The following is a 21,566-nucleotide window of genomic DNA, read 5'->3' as shown; positions in this document are numbered from 1 at the left end:
ACTATTGCCTCACATCAGTTCGAACCCTTATTTTTGCACTTCATTTTAAAAAATAAAAAAACAGTAGATGGTAGATGTAATTTTAGGGCTGCAGTGGGGTGATGAGGGGAAAGGTAAAATTGTAGATTATTTTGCTAAGGATTATGATGTTATAGCCCGCTTTCAGGGTGGCCCTAATGCTGGCCACACGTTATATAACGATGGAAAAAAGATTGTCTTGCACCAGATACCATCGGGTATTTTTCACGAAGGTAAAATCAACATCATCGGCAACGGTGTGGTACTCGATCCCATCACGCTGAAAAAAGAATGCGAAAAGGTTGCCGAGTTTGGCATCGACCTTAAGAAAAACCTGTTTATTTCTGAGCGCACCAATATCATTGTCCCCACACACCGCGCATTAGATAAAGCTTCCGAGCAGGCCAAAGGAAAAGGGAAAATCGGATCGACCCTTAAAGGCATCGGGCCGGCTTATATGGACAAGACCGGTCGCAACGCGTTGCGCGTAGGCGATCTGCTCCAGGACAATTTTAAAGAACTTTACGAGCAACTGCGGCAAAAACATCAGGTCATCATTAATACATATCATTTTACAGAAGATATCAGCGCGGATGAAAAAGACTTTTTTGAAGCAGTGGATTTTCTGAAAGAACTGAATATCGTCAACGGCGAGTATTTCATCAACAAACAAATCAAAGAAGGAAAAAAGATCCTGGCCGAAGGCGCGCAGGGAAGCATGCTCGACATTGATTTTGGCACGTTCCCGTTTGTGACCTCGTCCAACACCATATCAGCCGGCGTATGTAGCGGCCTGGGCATTGCGCCGCAACATATCAAAGAAGTGATTGGCATTACCAAAGCTTACTGCACGCGGGTTGGAAGCGGCCCGTTCCCAACAGAACTTGAGAACGCGGATGGACAAAAACTGCGCGATGTGGGCAACGAATATGGCGCCACAACCGGCCGGCCCCGCCGCTGCGGATGGATAGACCTCGTGGCATTAAATTTTGCCTGCATGATCAATGGTGTAACACAAATTGTAATGACCAAAGCCGACGTACTGGACAGCTTTGAAGAGCTGCATGTTTGCACGGCTTACAGCAAAGAAGGGACACAACTCACGGAGATTCCGCTGCGTTTGGATTTGGATCATTATGTTCCTGTTTACGAAAAATTCCCTGGCTGGAATATGGATATTACGCAAATCAAAGCAGTAGCAGGTCTGCCCGAAAAAGCCACCTCTTATATCGATTTTATCAACAGTTATTTGGGCGTCCCTGTAAAATTTATATCTAACGGCCCCGAAAGAGATCAGCTGATCGTAGCCTAATTTCTTTCACCCTTTGGATGAAAGAATTCACATTTTTTGTGAAGCAGTTTGGCGTGCGCGGCATGCTGAAAAAAGCCTTGTGGGCAGAAAAAAAATTGAAAAAAAATTACTTTCAAAAAATTTGGCGATTTAAAAAGTTCGGCTAAAATTTACATTCTAATTTATTAGATCATGGCAAAGTCAAATAAATCAAAAACAAGTGGAAAAGAAAAGGCGCACGATGAAGAAACGCCTGTAAAAAAAGCTTCATCCAAATCAAAAAAAGAAGAAGAGCTCGACGAGGATGATTATTTTCTCGAGGAAGAAGCGCTTCCCAAAAAGAAAGGAAAAGCGTCAAAAAAAGATGACGATGATGAGGACGAGGAGGAAACCGACGATGATTGGGAAAAAGCCGAAGAAGAGGAAGATTGGGATAAAGACTTTGAAGAGTTTGATCTGCCCAAATCGAAGGGAAAATCAGGCGGCGGAAAGAAATCTTACGACGACGATGACGATTTCAAAATGGATGATGAATTCAAAGATTTATTCGGAGGCGGCAAGGATGATTTTGACGACGATGACGACGATGATTATTAATTAATTTTTACCGAAATATACATTGTACGGCAACTTTGAAGTAAGCGATACAAGTGTTTTCAAGCAAAAAGTGTTGAATTGGCTCAGGCCCTTCAACACTTTTTGTTATCTGGACAGTAACAAATACGATAGCGGCTACGATCTGCTCGTTGCAGCAGGCGTCGCATCGACTTACACAGCCGATGGCGAAAATGCCCTGGCAGCATTGCAAGATTTTATCCATCAAAAAAAGCGATGGCTGTTTGGCCACCTCAACTACGAATTGACCACTTTTGAAAAGATCAGCCGCGCAGTCCAACCCGACTTTATAAAGTTTCCGCAACTGAACTTTTTCGAACCGCAAATATTACTACGGCTAAAAAAAAACGAACTATATATCGACGCTGAAGACGCCGAAGGCGTTTTCAAAAGTATCCAGGGCAGCAGCGCTGCCACGACAGGACATATCGAGTCCCTGCCGCCGGTTCAGCACAAAATGTCGAAGGCATCTTATCTCGCCACCTTACGGCAACTGCAACAGCATCTGCAGCGCGGCGATTGTTATGAAATCAATTTTTGTCAGGAATTTTTTATGGACAAGGCGGTGATTGATCCGTTTGTGGTTTTCAACCGGCTTTGCGAGAAATCGCCCAATCCTTTTTCAGCGTTGTATCGCGTCGATGATAAATGGCTGCTTTGTGCAAGCCCTGAAAGATTTTTGAAAAAAGAGGGCCGCCAAATCATCAGCCAGCCGATAAAAGGAACGCTGCGACGAGAGGGGGATACCGATGCTGAGCGACAGCGATTGCGGCGCAGCGAAAAAGATCGGGCGGAAAATGTAATGGTAGTAGATCTTGTGAGAAACGACTTGTCGAGAATTTGCGAAGAAGGAAGTGTTGTCGTCGACGAATTGTTTGGCGTGTACAGCTTTCCGCAAGTGCATCAAATGATTTCAACCGTGAGCGGACAATTGAGGGAGGAGGTAGACTTTAAAAATATCATCGATGCTACTTTTCCGATGGGCTCGATGACAGGCGCTCCCAAAGTGAAAGTGATGCAGCTTATCGACCGGTATGAGCAAAGCAGGCGCGGCATTTTCTCCGGCGCTTTGGGCTATATCAACCCGCAGGAAGATTTCGATTTTAATGTTGTGATCCGCAGCATAATGTACAATCAATCCACGCAATACCTTTCTTTCCAGGCAGGGGGCGGTATTACCATTTACAGCGACCCGGAAAAAGAATGGGAAGAAAGCCTGTTGAAGGCCAACGCCATCAAAGAAGTGTTAACCGCTGTTTAAACTAACCAGACTAAAAAGAAAACACGGATCTTAACACCGGCGATCAAATCTCAGTTGTATTTTTTAGTTCAACACCCTCCCCTATCACAGTTAGGCTTTTGTAACCCGAATTAGCGAAACACTTATTTTTCAGCGATATAAAACAAATCGAGACAGTCGTTGCCGGCCTCAGAAAGGAAGTAATCTGTCATCTTAATTTTGGCTACCATTTCATTGTCGCTATGCAACATTTTTTTCCGGTTCCACCGGTTCATAATGTCGTAGGGAACTTGCAGGCACCAGCGGGGCAGCCTGTATTGCAGCTTGAGAAAATCAAAACGGGTAATTTTTTTAACCGCCTTTTTGTTAGCGTGATAATACTCCATGACCGTGTCATCGCCATAAACACCTAAGGTTTTTACAAAGCTGAAATCTTGTAGCAATAAAGCTTTCAGCTCGGGCATCAGATACTCCCTGATATGCCAGGGGTTGCGCGTCAGCGACATTTTTTTGTTGGGAGTTGTCACAATCAGCTTGCCGCCCGGCTTCAGCACCCGGTGTATTTCTTTCACAAAAAGAGTGTCGTTTTTGATATGCTCAATCACCTGGAAACTAATGACAAAATCGAAGCTGTTATCTGCAATGCCATTCAGCGGCGGAAAAGTCATCTTTAAAAATTCAATGTTGTGGTGCGCTTTGATCAAAGCCGCCACATTTTCGTTCTCAAACTTATCAAGCGTGACAAACTTTTCAGCGCGGGAGGCGATCATCTCTATTCCATAGCCGCTGCCGGTGCCCAGCTCAAGCACTTGTCCGCCAACGAGCTTCGCAGCTTCGGCGTAGGCGAATAGCGACCGCTGATATACGTAATTATCAGAAGCTTCAACGTGAGAAACTCTTTCTGCTGTTTGAATCAATGACATATGCTTACTTTAGTAAATAATCTAAGCCCGCAAAAATAGCCAGTTATCGCGCATTTCTAATTAAAACCTCATTAGAATAAAAAACTTGAGCGGCTTTTTAATATTATTATTTTATTTTACAGACAACTTTTAATACTGCTATGAATAGAAAAATTTTCGGCTGGCACAGCCCCGCGCTCCACAAAGAAATGCCCATTGTAAGTTATGGTGATTATGGGTTTGCGCTGCTTTTGGTGCCCACGGCTGCGGCCGATTATCTGGAATATGAACGTTTTCAACTGATCGATTCGCTCGCTTCTTTTATAAATGGCGGCAAAATGAAGGTTTTTTCGGTTGACAGTGTCAACAATGAAAGCTGGTTAAACAACAACATGGCGCCGTGGGATAAATCGCACCGCCACGTTCAGTGGAACGATTATATTTATAACGAAGTCCTGCCTTACATAAAAAGTGAAACCAGCCCCGATACGCCGGTTTTTATTAGCGGCGCTTCATTTGGCGCATTGCACAGCATGAATTTATTTTTGAAACGCCCCGATCTGATCGACGGTGTGATTGCGATGAGCGGCGTCTATGATCTTACTTATTACAGCAATGGCTACATGGACGACAATGTTTACTTTAACAGCCCGCAGCATTATATGCCCAACCTCTCCGATCACCATATTTTGGAAAATATCCGCCGAAGCGCTCATATCCATATCCTGACGGGCAGCGGCGCTTACGAAGACCCGCGCGCTGGTGGTGAGTTCGCTAAAATTTTGTATGACAAGGGCATTAACTACGAATTCGACAATTGGGGCGAGCATTATAAGCACGACTGGCCTACCTGGCGGGATATGTTGCCTAATGTTTTTGCGACCCGGTTTTAAACCACCGCTTTTCTTATGAGATAAGAACGGCTTTCCGGCTTATCCATCCTTTTTTCAAACGGAACGATTGCGGAGACCCGTTCAGATCATGCTTTTTAGCATTTCCTGAAAAAATTTTCCTTCAATCATTCGGGCGCCTAAGCTCTCAAGATGGGCTGTGTACACCTGGCAATCGATCAATGCGACGCCTTCACTTTGAAGATGTTGCACATATTTTGTAAACGCGTATTTCGAGGCGTTGCTGACGAGGCTAAACATGCTTTCTCCAAAAAACACTTCACCCAGGCGAATGCCATATAAACCGCCCACCAGCCTGCCCTGCTGCCACACTTCGGCGCTGTGTGCAAAACCGCGCTCATGAAGTTTGGTGTAGGCGGCAATGATTTCCTCCGTGATCCAGGTGCCGTCCTGGTCCGGCCGCTCCACGCTTTGGCAATGAGCGATGACCGATTTAAAATCTTTATTGATGGTAAATTCGAAGGCTTCGCGATTGAGCAGGGGACGCAGGCTTTTGCTGATTTTAAGCGCTTCAGGAAATAAGACAAACCGGGGATCAGGACACCACCAAAGTATGGGAGGCGCTGTGTACCAGGGAAATATACCGGACCGGTAAGCCAATAAAAGCCGGTTCACAGACAGATCGCCGCCAATGGCCAGCAAACCATCTTTTTCAGCTAAATGAACAGGTGGAAATTGCAGCGCCTCATCAAGGGCGAAAATTGCCATCAGGGAAGAAATTGGTTGAGAACAAATAGTTTACAGGCAGAAAATCAGGAAACAGTTTCTTCAACCGTTGCGTTGATGCCGCGTTCCAGAATAGCTTCGCACATCGGTTTCAGATGGTCATAATCCCCTTGCTTTACGGCATATTTTCCTTTAAAATGAATAAACAAAGAGCATTGCTCCGCTTGCTCAAAATTATGCCCACAAACTTCCATCAGGGTTTCGATTACCCACTCGAAAGTATTCACCTCGTCATTCCAAACAATCAACTGGCACGAAGAGGCGGTAGCCGTGAGCACATCTACTTCTTCTAAAAATCTTGTATCAGTGTTGCTTTGCATCGCGCAAAGATAATTATTTAATTAAAAAACCGCCCCGGTAGAGTAGGCGACATGAGCCTTATTGGCACATTAGTTGCACTTTTTTTAACTATAATCCGTAAACATTTTAATCCAAAAAAAATGAAAAAAATTACCCTTTTTAGTCTTTTGAGCCTGGTGGCCCTTTTTGCGATTGTTTCCTGCAGTAAAACCCGCGACGGTTTGGGCCTGGACACAATTAACAACAATGCAAGAACTGGTAAATGGAAGGTAACGCATCAAACTTACCTCGGAACTTCATCAGAGCCAACACTTAATGAAAATCTTACCGAAGGAAATGGCTATGCCGAGTTCAAGTCTGATAATAAAGTGCATTATTATAACAACGATGGCGTAGAGAACCCGGCAGCGGCAGTGTCTTATTCCTTTACCGATACAAAATCAATAATGTATGGAGGTCAAGAGTTTGACATTCAGGAAAACCTTGCAGGATCCTTCAGTAAAATGACCCTACAACGGCAAACGACTACCGGCAGAGAAGTGTACATTTTCCAACGGTAGAAAATATGATTTCCTAATAAAAAAAGTCATGAGTAGCATGGCCTGGAATACATCCGGGCCATTTTTTTTGCAAATCTTTTTATTTTGAATTTCAGGAGTTATAAGTTTTTTAAATATCTTTAAAACCTGCTTGCTATGAATGTAGTAGCTAAACAACCACATTTATTCGAAAACGATTCTAAATTAAAGAAAACTTTCTATGGCTGATAATACTTATGACGCTATCGTTATTGGTAGCGGCATTTCTGGCGGCTGGGCCGCAAAAGAACTAACTGAAAAAGGATTAAAAACGATCATGCTTGAAAGAGGCCGCGACATTAAACATGTTGAAGGCTACACCAACGCGAATAAAAATCCCTGGGATTTCCCGCATCGCGGTGGCAGAACACAGGAAATGATCGCCGATTATCCGGTACTAAAAAGAGATTACCCTTTGAACGAAACCAACCTCGACTATTGGGTAAACGAAAAAGATTGTCCATACACGGAGACCAAGCGCTTCGACTGGTATAGAGGTTATCATGTGGGAGGCCGCTCTTTAATGTGGGGACGCCAAAGTTATCGCCATGGCGATATTGACTTTGAAGCGAATGCGAAAGACGGCATAGCTGTAGATTGGCCAATACGATACAACGAAATTGCCCCCTGGTATAGCTATGCAGAAAAATTCGCCGGCATCAACGGGACAAATGAGGATTATCCAGGCTTGCCCGACGGTGAATTTATGCCGGCCATGCCCATGAACTGTGTTGAAAAAGATGTCGCTAAGCGCGTAAGAGATCATTATAAAAACCAACGCATTGTTACCAACGCGCGCGTCGCTAATATTACGCAACCGCTGCCCGGCCGTACGGCCTGCCAGTACCGAAACAAGTGCTGGCTGGGTTGCCCTTTTGGAGGCTATTTTAGCACGCAATCTTCTACACTTCCGGCGGCCATGAAAACCGGCAACCTTACGCTAAGGCCGTTTTCAATCGTAACCAAAATCATTTACGATAAAAATACCCAAAAGGCAAAGGGCGTAGAAATAATCGACGCGGAAACCAACAAAACCTACGAATATTTTGCCAAGGTCGTTTTTGTTTGCGCCTCCGCCCTCAATTCAACCTGGGTGTTGATGAACTCTGCTACCGATGTTTGGGAAGGCGGATTGGGCAGCAGTAGCGGCGAACTCGGGCACAACCTCATGGACCACCATTTTCGTTGCGGCGCTTCCGGACGGGTAGAAGGGTATGAAGACAAATATTATTTTGGCCGCAAGCCAGGTGGTATCTATGTACCGAGGTTTGCGAATATCGGGAATGATAAACGCGATTACCTGCGTGGATTTGGCTACCAGGGCGGCGCCAGCCGGCAAAATTGGCAACGCCACATCGCTGAATATAGCGTTGGTGCAGAACTAAAAGACGCACTATGCGAACCCGGGTCATGGACGATGGGATTAGGCGCTTTTGGCGAAATCCTTCCTTATCATGATAATAAAGTAACCCTGGATAAGAGTGTAAAAGACAAGTGGGGGCTGCCGGTTTTGAACATAGACGCGGAGATAAAAGAAAATGAAAAAAAGATGCGCGCTGATATGATGAACGACGGTGCAGAAATGCTGGAAGCAGCCGGCCTTAAAGATGTACATACTTACGAGAGCGAATACGGATTTGGGCAGGGAATTCACGAAATGGGAACGGCCCGCATGGGAAGGGATCCTAAAACTTCAGTGCTCAACGGGAACAACCAGGTTTGGGATTGCAAAAATGTGTTTGTAACCGACGGGGCTTGTATGACAAGTGCAGCCTGCGTCAATCCTTCGCTTACTTATATGGCGCTGACCGCGAGAGCGGCCGACTTTGCTGTAAACGAACTTAAAAAAGGCAATATTTAGATGCCACAACCGAAATGGCCTGCTGCACGCGGGTCATCAATCGCAAATAATTAAAATAATAAACGACGAGAGGCTGATAGCGCGTTCTTTCCTAGCCCGCTGGCAGCACTAAAAAATAAAGTATTATGAACAGAAGACAAGCAGTACAAAAAGTAGCCTTTTTGATGGGAGGCACCGTATTGGGAGCAGAATTGTTCATTCAAACCGGGTGTAAAACCACAACTAATAAAGAAGCTGCCGAAGCTGGCGCGGAAACACTTCCGGATTTTTTCACGAAAGATGAGATCGCTTATCTCGATGAAATCGCGGAAACAATTCTGCCCAGAACCGCCACGCCGGGCGCAAAAGACGCACAAGTGGGCGCTTTTATGAACGTAATGGTTCGGGATTGCTACACACCGGAAGACCAAAAAATATTTAAAGACGGCCTCGATGCTATAGAAAAAAGGAGCAAGGAAAAGTATAACACAGGGTTTATGCAAATGCAGCCCCAGCAAAGAACCGAACTCCTTACTATTTTGGACAAAGAAGCAGGCGCGTATAAAAATACTGACGATTACAAAGCAAAAAAAGAAGAACTGGCTAAAGAAGAGCGTGTTAAAGACTCTATCGCGGAAACAAAAGGAAATTTTGGTTATGCAAGAGCCAGCATGCCTAAGCATTACTTCAGCATGATGAAAGAACTCACACTTCTAGGGTTTTTCACATCAGAACCTGGTGCTACAAAAGCATTGCGCTATTCCGCTGTTCCAGGCAAATACGATCCTTGTATGCCTTACGCCAAAGGAGATAAAGCCTGGGCTACCTGATCAGATTTGCTGAACGAAACGAGCGTATCTATTTCTTTGAACGGCTCCTTCCTTTGCAGGAAGGAGCCGTCTTATTTTTCATTGTAACTTCCTGTGGACCCGCGTTTGCTTTGCATGATACGACGCAACTATTGGAACGACCTGGCTATTTAACAGATTTTACAGCCTGGCTAATAACGTTCAATAACCCGTCGGCCGGTTTGTCGAGGCTGAGCTCCCAAAACATGATCCCACCCAGCCCTTTGCGCAGCGCATATTTTGTTTTTGCTTCAATCGAAGCACGGTCGTCGAAAGTGGCAAAAACCTTTTCTTTTGCATTATAAGCATAGCTTGCATGCGCAACGCTATCATAATAAAAACGAAATCCTTTTGCTTCGCTCACCTGGTTGGCAAAGTTGCGGTAAGGCATAAAACTTTTGAAATCTCCTGGTTGATAAAGCCCTTGTTGTGTTGGCTCCACCCCGGTCCAGCTTCGCCCGTAAAACGCAGCGCCAATCACCAACTGGCTTTTAGGAACGCCTATTGAATCCAGAAAATTAACACAGGCATCGGCCGACTCCTGCTGCTGCGCTGTGGAGTATAGCGGCGTGTGGTGGCCGGTGTGCGGAGTGGCGCCATTAACGAGGTCATAAGTCATCAGGTTGACATAGTCTGCAACAGCCATTACTTTTTTCCAATCAACGGATTCCTCCAGGTATTTTTTAAACCCGCCTGCTGCAAAGCTAATTTCCTGTTTGTTGCCCAACGATGCGCGCAAGGCTTGGACAAGCGCGGTGAAATGCTCCTTGTCTTCCGCTTTATAAGGATGGCCGGGATGGCCGGCAATCGTGGGATATTCCCAATCGAGATCAATTCCATCTGTGCCAAAATAATCTGCCAATGCCCTAACAGATGAGGCAAATTCTTCCCGCGCCGGCTGCGTGGAGAAAACGTCCGAGCAGGTCTTACAGCCGCCCCAACCGCCGAGCGATAATAAAATTTTAAGCCGGGGGTAATTTTGCTTTAGCGAAACCAGCTTTTTAATCGTTGCTGAATCGCGGCCGTCGTCAACGTTTAATTTATTGCCTTTCAAATGACAAAAGCTATAAATGATATGCGTTAATTGACCCACCTCAAACTGGTCAATGGCTTGCGTATCGGCGGCGTAGTAAGCAATTACACGAAACGGCTGTTGTTTAGTTTGCGCCTTTCCCCCTTTCTCGAAAACCAATAAAAAAATAAAACAAAGGATGGCGGAGTAAGAAGCTGATTTCATTTTGTCGGGCAGATTGATTCAAATGAAAGATACTACAAATGTGCAAACACATTGACTCGAAAATCCATCATCCGCAGGTTTCATTAAATGTTCTACTTTCGTACCTTTTAATATGACTCCCCTTATCAGGCTTTTTGATTTTTCCCATAAAATAAACTATCGCACCGAAATCCTGGCAGGATTGACGGTGGCGATGACGATGATTCCTGAATCGCTTTCATTCGCTATTCTGGCGGGATTCCCTCCGTTAACAGGCTTGTATGCCGCTTTTTTAATGGGTCTTATAACGGCAGTTTTAGGCGGGCGGCCAGGATTAGTTTCCGGTGGCGCCGGCGCCACGGTTGTTACTTTGATTGCGCTGATGAAGTCGCACGGGCTGGAGTACGTTTTTGCAGCGGTAGCCCTGGCGGGTATTGTGCAACTGGTCGTCGGTATTTTTAAACTGGGTAAATTCATCCGGCTGGTGCCACAGCCCGTAATGTACGGCTTCGTAAACGGCCTGGCAGTTATCATATTTATGTCGCAGCTAACCCAATTTAAAATGGCAGATGGAAGCTGGCTCAGCGGTGCGGCGCTTTACTCAATGGCCGGCCTCGTTTTACTAACCATTGCCGTTGTCCTCTTTTTTCCTAAAATCAGTAAAGCCATTCCTCCTTCGTTAGTAGCCATTATAGCGGTATTCGCCGTAGTTGAAATTTTTGGCATCGAAACCAAAACCGTAGCAGACATTGCCTCGGTGGCGGGCGGCTTCCCACCTTTTCACATGCCTGCGGTGCCTTTCACTTTTGAAACGTTGCAAATCATTTTTCCTTACGCATTGGTTATGGCTTGTGTAGGCCTCACAGAGGGTCTGCTAACGCTCAACCTTGTAGATGAAATGACAGCCACGAAAGGCAATAGCAACAGGGAGTGCCTCGCGCAGGGCACTGCTAATTTCGTCAATGGATTCTTTACCGGCATGGGCGGCTGCCCAATGATCGCCCAAACTTTCGTCAACCTCTCTGCCGGCGCGCGCGCGAGGCTATCGGGCATTATTGCAGCGGCAACGATCCTGATTATTATCCTGGTAGGCGCCCCGCTGATTGGCCGCTTACCGATGGCCGCGCTGGTCGGCGTGATGATGATGGTGGCAATCGGCACTTTCGAATGGGCGAGTTTTAAGATCATCAATAAAATGCCAAAATCTGATATCGTGGTGGGTGTGCTGGTTGCAGCGATCACGGTGTGGCTCCACAATCTTGCATTGGCCGTTCTAATCGGCGTTATCATTGCCGCTTTGGTATTTGCCTGGGAAAGCGCCAAACGCATTCGTGCGCGAAAATATATCGATGATCAGGGCGTGAAACATTATGAAATTTTTGGCCCGTTGTTTTTCGGATCAACCACCGCTTTTGCTGAAAAGTTTGACGTAATCAACGATCCGCCATTAATCATGATCGATTTCAAAGAAAGCCGGATTAGTGATATGAGCGCTATCGACGCGGTCAATAAAATCACAAAGCGCTATGCAGATGCCGGGAAAACGGTACGCTTACGCCATTTGAGCGAAGATTGCAGGCGATTGCTCGCCAACGCAGAAGGCGTCATCGAAGTAGATGTAATCGACGATCCCAACTATCGTGTGCCGGAATCCTAATAGGTTATAACAAAGATTTCAGCTTGGCCACCACCGTGTCTATTTCTTCTTTTGTGTTGTATTTACTGAAAGAAAAACGGATCGCCACTTTATTCGGATCGCCGCTGATGGCGTTGATAACATGGGAGCCCTGGTTGGCGCCGCTGCTGCAGGCGCTTCCACCCGACACACAGATTTTATTAATATCCAAATTAAATAACAACATTTCAGATTTTTCCGAAAGCGGGAAAGATGCATTTAAGACCGTATACAATGAGCTCCCATTATAATCCCCGTTAAAAGTCACTTCAGGCAATTCTTTTTGAAGCAGGTCCGCCATATAGGTTTTTAAGGATTTGATATAAGCCGAATCTTTTTCATAATGATCCATCGCCAGTTGCAACGCCCTGGCAAAACCCACAATACCATAAATATTTTCGGTGCCCGCGCGCATGTTCCTCTCCTGCCCACCGCCATGTATCATTGGCTTTATCTGCACGTCGCGTTTGACATATAAAATGCCGGTTCCTTTCGGGCCATGAAATTTATGACCGGCGGCCGATATAAAATCAACATCAATGCGGTTAAGATCAATCGGATAATGGCCGACAGTTTGCACGCAGTCTGAATGAAAGATGGCGCCGTACTTTCTACAAATGGCGCTTACGGCATTAATGCTTAGCAAATTCCCGATTTCGTTATTGGCATGCATCAGGCTAACCAGGCATTTCTTCCCTGCTGCCGCCAATTGGGATTCCAGATCCTTAAGATCAATATGACCGTTGGGCAATAAGTTTACGAAACTTTGCGTGACAGTATTACCGGCATAATGCGCTACGGTGTGCAAAACCGCGTGGTGTTCTATAGCTGAAGTAATAATATGCTCGCAGCCCAGATCGCGGATAGAGGCCAGGATAGCGGTGTTATTCGCTTCTGTTCCGCCGCTGGTAAAAAAAATTTCGCTGGGATGCGCGCCTAACAACCGCGCCACATCTTTTCTGGCATTCTCTACCGCCAGGCGTGTTTCCCTCCCGTAAGAGTAAATGGAAGAGGGGTTGCCAAAATGCGTTGTCATATAAGGCAGCATGGCTTCCAACACCTCCTGGTCTAAAGCCGTAGTAGCCGCATTGTCTAAATATATACGTTCCATAACAAAGCGTGTCGATTGAACGCGCAAAGGTATTGTATAAAAATATATTAATTATATGGACTAATGGAGCCGCCCAAATGAAAGAAACTTTAATAGGGCTTTCCTTTTCTGTTCATGATTGTTTTTGGATCCGCAAGCGGCTCAAAGCCGTACTGTTGATACAACCCATGAGCGTCGTTGGTAGCCAGCATCGTTCTTCTCAGCCCACACTCATCTGCAAGCTGAGCAAATAACGCCACCATCTTTTTGGACAAACCTTTACCCCGGTGCGCTTTTAAAATGAAAATATCCGCCAGGTATCCGAATGTCGCATAATCCGTTATCATACGCCCAAAGCCGACCAGGTTTCCCGAGCCATCGAAAATGGCTAAACAAGCAGCGTTGGAAATAGATCGCCTAACGGTTTCGAGTGGAATATTTTTCGCCCAATAACTTTCTGTTGCCAAGTATTGGTGAACGACCGTCGCATCCATTTTTTCCTTATCAAAGGAAAAAAGATAGTTGTTAAAAGAAAAATCTGGAGGATTTTTTGCCATGATCGGTATCTGGAGTGTTCGATAATCTTTTTGTTTTAATAATGCAAAACACCTAGTTCCGTTATTTTTTTGCTGCTGTCCTCTTCTTATATTTCCGCAGTTTCTTTTTGGCGCCTGGCAAACCAATGCTGGATTTGATGCCTTCCAATGTGGTTTTAATAATGTAGTTGATGGGCGATTTGTCCTGCCACCGCTCAAAGAATACCAGCGACTCCTTGCCGCGGTTATTATTGCGAACAACAAAGGTCATTGCCACCCAGCTTACCACCTTATTCATAAAGGTTTGATTGGGTAAATCTTTTTTATTCAGCAGGCCAAGCTTCAGTCCGTTGTAATACATATGAGCCGTGCCTATAGCAGCATCATTGTTGCCAATAGCGCTTACCTGCAAGCCCTCCAAATTGCCGCGAAAAACCTTCGCGCCTACCAACGGAACCAGTACCGTATTGAACTTTGTAAGATCCATTGGGCCTGTAGCCAGATCCATTCGCATGTAGCCCGTTGTATCAACGTAGGATTGTGCCACGTTGAGCGTGGTCGGCAAACTACCCAAAACATTCGCCGAGGCAATGATATAAATGCTATCGTCAGGATTGATATTATAGTTTTTGATATTGCGCATGACAACGTTCAAATCTTCAACCGGAATGATGCCCAGCGTGTCGGTATTCGGATTGATTTCCCAATACGTAACCTTCATCCTGTTTAATTTCACGCTATCAATATGCAGGCTGCTTTTAAGGCCTAACAGCATTTCTGCGGGAAGCGGCTTATATCTTTTTGCAGTATCCGGCTGGGTCTTATCTTTAAAAGTAAAGAGATCCACATCGTTCATTTCTATGCCGCCAATGCTCAAAATACTGTCGTTATTAAATTGTTCCAGGTCTATGGGCCCGCCCACGATTTTCCCGGTTTTGATGCGCAAATAGTCTTCATTAAAAGCTTTAGCGATCCTGTATGCTTCAGGCGTTTGCTGCGGCACCAGGCTGAAAGAATCCACACCCAACACGCGATCCCTCGCCGTGAACCCATACCAGCGCAAGGAGTTTTTGGCGGTGGTAAACTTTCCATTGGTGCCGTTAATGCTGAGGTTAGGGCTGTTGGTAATTATATCGCCGACGCTGCCTACGTATTTAGAATTTAAAGCTACGTTCCTGATATCGCCTTTATCAAGTTCTAACACGGCATTGTTTTTTCCCAAACTGTCAAAACCCAATTTATCTAAAGCAAGAATGCTCAGGTTCGTCCGCCACTTCATTTTCGCGTCTTCGTCTTTCTCCACAAAAACATCATCCAACTCAATATTTAGCTTGTTGTCGTTGGTTGCGTATTTTCTGCCTTTTGCGGTAATAAATTCAAAGTTGGTAAGGAACATTTTAATTTTATCAGCCGTAACAGGCGCCTGGGGCGTTGACTTAAAGTTGTTGATTTGCAAATAGCTGTTGAGCTGAACGCCATCCCATTTCAGGTAGCTCGACGAATCTTTTTGGTTTTTCATTTCGAGCCGGATATCAGGCCGTTGCAACAAGGCGGAGCCGATTTCAATAACCGGCGCTTTTTTAATTTCCTTTTGAATTGATGTGTCCTTCTTTCCCAATGATGCATTGACGCTGGGTTCCGTAAGCACGAGGCCCTGCAGCGTCAGATTACCACTTACAATTTCCGTTATGTTGGGAATGATTGTAAGGCGGGGTATAGCAGCGACGATGGAGTCGAGGCTATTGATCTTTTCAAACCGGATATCCTGTATGACGCTGTTATTTTTATCTTCAATATTCATCTGCCCCACCGCAACGCGCATATCAGGCCCCAACATCAAAAACTTTTCACCATCAAGGCTCAAACCTCTTATCTCCGGCTTTCCCTGGCTATTTTGCGTAAACCCTTCTAATAAAATTTTATTGAATTTACCGGTGATATTATGCTTACTGGTTTCAACATCAATCGTTGTGTTGGCGCCCTGCACCTTTCGAAGCACCAGCGGCGTCTTCTTCTTTTTTGTTTTGGAAGCAGGCGCTTTGGCGGTTTGCTTCATGGTAAAGGAAGCGCTGCCCCATTTTACGCCGTCCACTAAAATACTTTCGCTTACACTATCCAGCACCACCGTTCCAATTTGAATAGCTTTCGCATCCGCATCGATCTGGCTGCTTTTCAGCCATAAGCTAGAGGCAGTAAGCCCGCTTTTATTTTCAGAAAGATGCACCTGGTTCAACTGTGCGGTCAAATCTCCTTTTTTAAAAACGCCTTTATCAAAACTTAATAAATTAACCGAGCGCTGCACATTTTTGATGCGGCTGGCGCTAGTAAATTCGTTGGCCCGCAAATCGAGGCTGGTATTCGCAAGTTGCAGCGAAGCGCCTTTAGGAAAATGAAGCACAATATTACCTCTGTAAATGCCCAGGTTCTTCAAATCCATTACATCATCAATGCTATTTAATGTTTCAAAAAGTGATTTTGAACGGCGCTTGCTTTTATTATTTTGAAGCGTATAATTTACCTGCGGATCGTAGAACACGGCGCTTTGCGCTGAAAAAATATTATCATAAAGAAGCGACTCCCACGAAAGACCTCGCACCTGGAAACTGGGCATCGACAGGCTTTTGATCGCACGGCCGCGATCGAACTCTTTAAATTTGAATTTGCTTAAATTAATAATCTCATTCTCGAAACGCACGCTGTCGAATGATATCGCATACCGGCCATCTTTCAATTCGGTTTGATAATTATGAAGCGACATCACAAATTTGTCGAGGGTAATGGGCTTTAAATCGTCTTGTATCACGACCAGGCCATACATATCGAAATTGTTATTTCGTGATGAAAAAGTACTCGTCTTGCCCTGCTTAATGGTGTTGATATCAATATTGGCATTATTCACGCCTACGTAGCCCAATTTCATATCGCCCAACAATTGCTGAATAACGCCGTCGATGCGCTCCATTCTTCCTTTCTTCCTTTTGTTGGCCGAACCGCGACGATCGCTGTCAATGTCCAGAAAAATTTGCGGTCGGTTACAAAAAACAGAATCCGCAATAATCGTTTCAGATCCATACAAAGAATCGAAATTGATATTGGTAAGCTGCAGTTTGTCAAAAAATATCCTGAACGCCGTTTTGGAACTGTCTCCTTTCACGGCACGAAGCGTACAACTGTCGAATTCAACGCGCTTATTCTGGAGATTAACCCTAAAGTCTTTAAACGCTATAAAATGCCGGCCTCCCGGAAAGGCAATATTTTGATCGTAGGTTCGTATGGCGATATTGTCGGTAAAGGAAATCCGTTCTTTATCCTTTCCCCCGGTGGTACTGTCAAGTTGCAGGTTGTCCAGCTGCACATAAATATTGCTGACGGCAAATGGCTTCTCCGAGGTTTTGGTTCGGTCGATCAGGGAAAAACTTCCGTTATCCAATCTAAATTTATCTATCTGCAACACATTGATAGCATTCGTTAATGAATTAGAGATGCGCCCCATTTCTTCGGCCACAGAAAAGCTTTCGCTGGTATCCACCACTGTTGTGTCTTTACTTTTAATCCGTGCTTTGTTTCTCGTAAAAACCACGTTCGGCGAACTGAGCTGGATAGAATCGATCAGTATTTCGCGGTTAAAAAGTAAGGGAAGAAATCCGCGGGCCTTGATGCTGATTTTTTTTGTATTGATGGCATAGCTGGTCGCCGCTGTTGTATCCGTACTAAAAATGGAAGCCTGCCGAAGCTCAATTTTATTGGTTAGCCAGTTGAATTTAAACTCAGCCACTTTCAATCGTAGTTTCCCTTTCGACTGCGTGGCAACAATTTGCTCAAGCGCTTCTTCCGCATGATCGATAAACCAAAAATTGAAAGCTAATACCACGGTGGCCACGATACCGAGCAGCACTAACATAGTGCGATACCTGAGCCGTTTAAAGCGCAGCTTTCTCAGCTTCAACTCTCTTAATCGAATTTTGGTCTTCAAGGCGGTACTCAGATTTTTTTGTAGTCAATTTGATGTTACAGGGACAGTCTAATGATTAAAAATACACAAAAGGCCGAATAAATATCCGGCCTTTATATAAAAACTTTTAATATGATCAACTCACCTTGCTCCCCGCCGCAACGGCTTCTTCTGATTGAATAAACACCAGCTTTCCCTCGGCGTCTTCAGCCATCAATATCATCCCATTACTTTGGATGCCTCTCATTTTTCGGGGCGCCAGGTTGGCTACTACCACAACGCGCTTACCTACAATGGTTTCGGGGTCGAAGTGTTGGGCGATACCCGAAACGATCGTCCGCTCTTCAAACCCGAGATCCACCTGAAGCTGCAGCAGTTTGTCTGCCTTTTCCACTTTTGAGGCGGCGATCACCTTACCTGACCGCAAATCTAATTTTGCAAAATCGTCGAAAGTGATTTCCGGCTTAAGACTACTGTTATCCGCTGCCTTTGAAACAATTTCCGGAGTTGGAGCATCTGTAGTCGCTACGGCTGCCGACCCGGATTTTAATTTTTGTATTTGAGCTTCAATTTCCGCGTCTTCAATTTTCCTGAATAAAATTTCGGGAGCGCGAAGCGAATAACCCACGCTAAGCAAATTCAATTTTCCAGCGTTTTCCCAATCGAGCATTTTATCTACCACTTTCATCATGTGCAGCATTTTTTTGGCCGTCGATGGTAAAAAAGGATTGATAAGGATCGCCAGGTTCGCAGTTAACTGCAAACAAAGATGCAGGCAATTATCAATACTTTTTTGCGCTTCCGGATCCGCACTCACCTGCTTGGCTATAATCCAGGGTTCTTTGTCCTGCATATATTTATTGCCCTTGCGGCTTAAATCGATTACGTCGTACAGCGCATCGCGAAACCGATAATTTTCCAGTGCAGCTTGCACTTTATTTTTCGCTGCTTGTATATCAGCTATAATCGCTTCGTCCTTTGCATCGAGTTTGCCTGCATGAAGCGCAGGCACTTTACCTCTGCAAAGTTTATGCATCAGCACAAAAGTGCGGTTCACAAAATTGCCAAAAATGGAACCGAGTTCATTGTTATTTCTATCCTGAAAATCTTTCCAGGTAAAGTCGTTGTCTTTGTTTTCCGGTGCATTGGCGCAAAGCACATATCTTAAAACGTCTTCGCAACCCGGAAAATCCTTAATAAACTCGTGCACCCAAACCGCCCAGTTGCGGCTGGTCGACACTTTTTCCCCTTCTATATTTAAAAATTCGTTAGCTGGCACGTTGTCTGGCAACACAAAACCGCCATGCGCTTTAAGCATCGCAGGGAAAATGATACAGTGAAAAACAATATTATCTTTTCCAATAAAATGCACCAGTTTGGTATCTTCCTGGCACCAATAGTCGGCCCATTTATCCGTCAATTCTTTGGTAGCAGAAATATATCCGATGGGGGCATCAAACCAAACATATAAAACTTTGCCTTCCGCATCCGGTAACGGCACTTTTACGCCCCAGTTGCTGTCGCGCGTCATAGCGCGGCTTTGCAGGCCGCTGTCGAGCCAGCTTTTACACTGACCGAAAACATTATTCTTCCAGTTCGTATGATCTTCTAAAATCCATTTTTTCAAAAACGCTTCATACTGCTGCAAGGGGAAATACCAGTGCTTTGTTTTCTTTTTGACAGGAATAGCGTCGCTTAAAGCGCTGCGCGGATTGATCAGTTGCTCTGGCGAGAGAGAAGTCCCGCATTTTTCGCATTGGTCGCCGTAGGCGTTCGGATTGTGGCAATGCGGGCATTCACCGATAATGTAGCGGTCAGCTAAAAAAGTATGGGTTTTTTCATCATAATATTGCTCGGTTTCCTTTTCTTCAAAAAGGCCATCGTCGTATAATTTTTTAAAAAAAGCGGCGGCGGTTTCGTGATGAACTGGGCTGGATGTTCTCGAATACACATCGAAAGAAATGCCCATTTGCTCAAAACTATGTTTTATCTGCCCATGATAACGATCCACAATTTGCTGGGGCGAAACGCCTTCTTTCATAGCGCGAATGGTGATAGGCACGCCGTGCTCGTCGCTGCCTCCAATAAATTTCACATCCTTGCGTTGCGCGCGTAAAAACCTCACATAAATATCAGCCGGGATATAACAACCCGCCAGGTGCCCGATGTGAATAGGGCCGTTTGCATAAGGCAAAGCCGCTGTAACCAATACTCTTTTAAATTCGCTCATAAACTTCTTTAAAAACTTTAGCCTGCAAAGGTAATCAGAAAGGGGCGAAGTCGGAAGGCAGGAAAATCCGCAATCAATATAGTCGTTTTCAGCTGATTTACACTCCCGGTCTTTCCCGGTTTCTAACTACATTTGCAGGTCAAATAAGAGAACTATATGCCTTTAATAAAAAGTATATCCGGAATTCGCGGAACCATCGGCGGTAAAACGGGCGAAACCCTGTCGCCGGTGGATGTGGTGAAATTTACCGCCGCCTACGGAACAATCCTGAAAAAAAATGCCAGCAGCACAAAAGCCGTAAAAGTGGTGATTGGGCGCGACGGGCGCATCAGCGGCGCCATGGTGAGCCAACTGGTTCAATCGACACTCTCATCCCTGGGGATTGACGTGGTTGATCTCGGGCTTAGTACAACGCCGACTGTGGAAATAGCCGTGCCGATGGAAAAAGCCGATGGTGGCATTATCCTTACCGCCAGCCATAATCCGAAAGAATGGAATGCGTTAAAATTATTGAACGAGAAGGGCGAATTTATTTCTGCCGAAACCGGCCAGGAATTGTTGAATATCGCAGCAGCTGAAGATTTTTCTTTTGTATCGGTTGATAAGTTGGGAAAAATAAGCACCAATACTTCTTACATGCAAAAGCATATTGATGCGATTATAGCGTACCCGTTGGTTAACAAAGAAGCTATCGCCGCAAAGCAATTTAAAGTTGTGGTGGACGCGATCAACTCAACCGGTGCCACTTTTGTACCGGCACTGCTGAATGCTTTGGGCGTGGAAAATATCACTGTTTTAAACAAAGAAATCACTGGCAACTTTGCTCACAATCCTGAGCCGCTTCCCGACCATCTCGCGGAACTTAGTAATACGGTTGTAAAAGAAAAAGCAGACCTGGGTATCGCAGTCGATCCTGACGTGGACAGGCTTTGCTTCGTTTGCGAAGACGGCAGCATGTTTGGCGAAGAATATACTTTGGTCGCCGTTGCTGATTACATATTATCGCAGCGAAAGGGAAATACGGTGAGCAACATGAGCAGCACAAAAGCCTTAAAAGAAATCACCTTAAAGAGAGGCGGCGGATATTTTCCATCCGCCGTAGGCGAAGTAAATGTTGTAAAAAAAATGAAAGAGCACGACGCGGTAATTGGCGGCGAAGGCAATGGGGGCATTATCGTTCCAGACTTTCATTATGGACGCGATGCGCTGATCGGCATTGCACTATTCCTGACACATCTGTCTCAACAAAAAACCAAAAGCACCAAATCGTTGCGCAGCCTTTATCCTGATTATTTTATCAGCAAAAACAAAATAGAACTGGATAGCAGCGTCGACGTGAAGCATATTTTTAAAAACATAAAAAAGAAATATGCTAAAAATCCTATTAATGACGAGGATGGTTTAAAAATTGAATTTGATGCAGACTGGGTGCATCTGCGCACGTCGAACACCGAACCAATCATCCGCATCTATTCAGAAAGCGACTTTGAAAGCAAAGCCAATCACATCGCTCAAAAACTGATGGCAGATATTAAAGAAGAAATAAAGTAAAAAGTTTTTAAACCCGGCGTGTCTCCGGGTTTTTTCATGTTCCTTTT

Annotated in this window: 17 protein-coding genes; 9 read left to right on the top strand and 8 right to left on the bottom strand. The window is 45.0% G+C overall.

Features of this window, described 5'->3' with window-relative positions:
• Positions 1 to 67 precede the first annotated feature (67 nt).
• From ABDK00_RS02130 to ABDK00_RS02120, 3 genes are all read left to right on the top strand, one after another.
• On the top strand, positions 68 to 1,330 hold the full coding sequence (locus tag ABDK00_RS02130; RefSeq protein ID WP_346237857.1) for an adenylosuccinate synthase: 1,263 nt from the start codon (positions 68 to 70) through the stop codon (positions 1,328 to 1,330).
• Positions 1,331 to 1,501: 171 nt separating this feature from the next.
• Entirely contained in the window at positions 1,502 to 1,906 is a 405-nt protein-coding gene (locus ABDK00_RS02125) for a hypothetical protein (RefSeq protein WP_346237856.1), read from the top strand.
• Positions 1,907 to 1,928: 22 nt separating this feature from the next.
• Positions 1,929 to 3,185 (top strand): anthranilate synthase component I family protein, encoded by a 1,257-nt coding sequence (locus ABDK00_RS02120; RefSeq protein ID WP_346237855.1) that lies wholly within the window; start codon positions 1,929 to 1,931, stop codon positions 3,183 to 3,185.
• 122 nt (positions 3,186 to 3,307) lie between these two features.
• Here the strand turns inward: ABDK00_RS02120 and ABDK00_RS02115 are convergent, their stop codons facing one another.
• Positions 3,308 to 4,087: a class I SAM-dependent methyltransferase gene (locus ABDK00_RS02115; protein WP_346237854.1), complete on the bottom strand. Its 780-nt coding sequence runs from the start codon at positions 4,085 to 4,087 to the stop codon at positions 3,308 to 3,310.
• A 140-nt stretch (positions 4,088 to 4,227) separates the two neighbouring features.
• On the opposite strand from ABDK00_RS02115, the gene ABDK00_RS02110 reads away from it, so the two are divergent.
• The gene (locus ABDK00_RS02110; protein WP_346237853.1) at positions 4,228 to 4,959 is read left to right on the top strand and encodes an esterase family protein; all 732 of its coding nucleotides are present in this window, start codon (positions 4,228 to 4,230) and stop codon (positions 4,957 to 4,959) included.
• An 81-nt stretch (positions 4,960 to 5,040) separates the two neighbouring features.
• Here the strand turns inward: ABDK00_RS02110 and aat are convergent, their stop codons facing one another.
• Complete coding sequence (aat, locus tag ABDK00_RS02105; protein WP_346237852.1) at positions 5,041 to 5,685, bottom strand: leucyl/phenylalanyl-tRNA--protein transferase; 645 nt, start codon at positions 5,683 to 5,685, stop codon at positions 5,041 to 5,043.
• A 44-nt stretch (positions 5,686 to 5,729) separates the two neighbouring features.
• On the bottom strand, positions 5,730 to 6,023 hold the full coding sequence (locus ABDK00_RS02100) for an ATP-dependent Clp protease adaptor ClpS (RefSeq protein WP_346237851.1): 294 nt from the start codon (positions 6,021 to 6,023) through the stop codon (positions 5,730 to 5,732).
• A 120-nt stretch (positions 6,024 to 6,143) separates the two neighbouring features.
• Between ABDK00_RS02100 and ABDK00_RS02095 the strand changes: the two genes are divergently transcribed.
• From ABDK00_RS02095 to ABDK00_RS02085, 3 genes are all read left to right on the top strand, one after another.
• Positions 6,144 to 6,563 (top strand): hypothetical protein, encoded by a 420-nt coding sequence (locus tag ABDK00_RS02095; RefSeq protein WP_346237850.1) that lies wholly within the window; start codon positions 6,144 to 6,146, stop codon positions 6,561 to 6,563.
• Between the two features lie 199 nt (positions 6,564 to 6,762).
• Entirely contained in the window at positions 6,763 to 8,442 is a 1,680-nt protein-coding gene (locus tag ABDK00_RS02090; protein WP_346237849.1) for a GMC family oxidoreductase, read from the top strand.
• Between the two features lie 125 nt (positions 8,443 to 8,567).
• On the top strand, positions 8,568 to 9,251 hold the full coding sequence (locus tag ABDK00_RS02085; RefSeq protein WP_346237848.1) for a gluconate 2-dehydrogenase subunit 3 family protein: 684 nt from the start codon (positions 8,568 to 8,570) through the stop codon (positions 9,249 to 9,251).
• 145 nt (positions 9,252 to 9,396) lie between these two features.
• On the opposite strand, the gene ABDK00_RS02080 is transcribed toward ABDK00_RS02085, so the two are convergent.
• Entirely contained in the window at positions 9,397 to 10,506 is a 1,110-nt protein-coding gene (locus ABDK00_RS02080; RefSeq protein ID WP_346237847.1) for a glycoside hydrolase family 18 protein, read from the bottom strand.
• 112 nt (positions 10,507 to 10,618) lie between these two features.
• On the opposite strand from ABDK00_RS02080, the gene ABDK00_RS02075 reads away from it, so the two are divergent.
• Positions 10,619 to 12,142 carry a SulP family inorganic anion transporter gene (locus tag ABDK00_RS02075; protein WP_346237846.1) on the top strand — a complete coding sequence of 508 codons (1,524 nt, stop codon included), beginning with the start codon at positions 10,619 to 10,621 and terminating at the stop codon, positions 12,140 to 12,142.
• A gap of 4 nt (positions 12,143 to 12,146) precedes the next feature.
• Here ABDK00_RS02075 and ABDK00_RS02070 read toward each other — a convergent pair whose 3' ends face one another.
• The 4 genes from ABDK00_RS02070 to metG all read right to left on the bottom strand — a co-directional run bounded on the left by ABDK00_RS02070 (position 12,147) and on the right by metG (position 19,968).
• Entirely contained in the window at positions 12,147 to 13,271 is a 1,125-nt protein-coding gene (locus tag ABDK00_RS02070; RefSeq protein ID WP_346237845.1) for a cysteine desulfurase family protein, read from the bottom strand.
• Positions 13,272 to 13,360: 89 nt separating this feature from the next.
• Complete coding sequence (locus ABDK00_RS02065) at positions 13,361 to 13,807, bottom strand: GNAT family N-acetyltransferase (protein WP_346237844.1); 447 nt, start codon at positions 13,805 to 13,807, stop codon at positions 13,361 to 13,363.
• Positions 13,808 to 13,868: 61 nt separating this feature from the next.
• Positions 13,869 to 17,759 carry a hypothetical protein gene (locus tag ABDK00_RS02060; RefSeq protein WP_346237843.1) on the bottom strand — a complete coding sequence of 1,297 codons (3,891 nt, stop codon included), beginning with the start codon at positions 17,757 to 17,759 and terminating at the stop codon, positions 13,869 to 13,871.
• Between the two features lie 115 nt (positions 17,760 to 17,874).
• Entirely contained in the window at positions 17,875 to 19,968 is a 2,094-nt protein-coding gene (gene metG, locus ABDK00_RS02055) for a methionine--tRNA ligase (RefSeq protein WP_346237842.1), read from the bottom strand.
• Positions 19,969 to 20,124: 156 nt separating this feature from the next.
• Here metG and glmM point away from each other — a divergent pair, with 156 nt between their 5' ends.
• Complete coding sequence (gene glmM, locus ABDK00_RS02050; protein WP_346237841.1) at positions 20,125 to 21,519, top strand: phosphoglucosamine mutase; 1,395 nt, start codon at positions 20,125 to 20,127, stop codon at positions 21,517 to 21,519.
• The last annotated feature ends 47 nt before the right edge of the window (positions 21,520 to 21,566 follow it).

Source organism: Niabella insulisoli (assembly GCF_039652435.2).
In the GTDB taxonomy this organism is placed as follows: domain Bacteria; phylum Bacteroidota; class Bacteroidia; order Chitinophagales; family Chitinophagaceae; genus Niabella; species Niabella insulamsoli.
The sequence above is the reverse complement of the archived record's forward strand: the minus strand, read 5'-3'. Positions and strand labels throughout refer to the sequence as shown.

Bases quoted from the DNA above. Each gene is read 5' to 3' on its own strand.
- ABDK00_RS02130 (WP_346237857.1), top strand. From the start codon at position 68: ATGGTAGATGTAATTTTAGGGCTGCAGTGGGGTGATGAGGGGAAAGGT.
- ABDK00_RS02125 (WP_346237856.1), top strand. From the start codon at position 1,502: ATGGCAAAGTCAAATAAATCAAAAACAAGTGGAAAAGAAAAGGCGCAC.
- ABDK00_RS02115 (WP_346237854.1), bottom strand. From the start codon at position 4,087: ATGTCATTGATTCAAACAGCAGAAAGAGTTTCTCACGTTGAAGCTTCT.
- ABDK00_RS02110 (WP_346237853.1), top strand. From the start codon at position 4,228: ATGAATAGAAAAATTTTCGGCTGGCACAGCCCCGCGCTCCACAAAGAA.
- aat (WP_346237852.1), bottom strand. From the start codon at position 5,685: ATGGCAATTTTCGCCCTTGATGAGGCGCTGCAATTTCCACCTGTTCAT.
- ABDK00_RS02100 (WP_346237851.1), bottom strand. From the start codon at position 6,023: ATGCAAAGCAACACTGATACAAGATTTTTAGAAGAAGTAGATGTGCTC.
- ABDK00_RS02095 (WP_346237850.1), top strand. From the start codon at position 6,144: ATGAAAAAAATTACCCTTTTTAGTCTTTTGAGCCTGGTGGCCCTTTTT.
- ABDK00_RS02090 (WP_346237849.1), top strand. From the start codon at position 6,763: ATGGCTGATAATACTTATGACGCTATCGTTATTGGTAGCGGCATTTCT.
- ABDK00_RS02085 (WP_346237848.1), top strand. From the start codon at position 8,568: ATGAACAGAAGACAAGCAGTACAAAAAGTAGCCTTTTTGATGGGAGGC.
- ABDK00_RS02080 (WP_346237847.1), bottom strand. From the start codon at position 10,506: ATGAAATCAGCTTCTTACTCCGCCATCCTTTGTTTTATTTTTTTATTG.
- ABDK00_RS02075 (WP_346237846.1), top strand. From the start codon at position 10,619: ATGACTCCCCTTATCAGGCTTTTTGATTTTTCCCATAAAATAAACTAT.
- ABDK00_RS02070 (WP_346237845.1), bottom strand. From the start codon at position 13,271: ATGGAACGTATATATTTAGACAATGCGGCTACTACGGCTTTAGACCAG.
- ABDK00_RS02065 (WP_346237844.1), bottom strand. From the start codon at position 13,807: ATGGCAAAAAATCCTCCAGATTTTTCTTTTAACAACTATCTTTTTTCC.
- metG (WP_346237842.1), bottom strand. From the start codon at position 19,968: ATGAGCGAATTTAAAAGAGTATTGGTTACAGCGGCTTTGCCTTATGCA.
- glmM (WP_346237841.1), top strand. From the start codon at position 20,125: ATGCCTTTAATAAAAAGTATATCCGGAATTCGCGGAACCATCGGCGGT.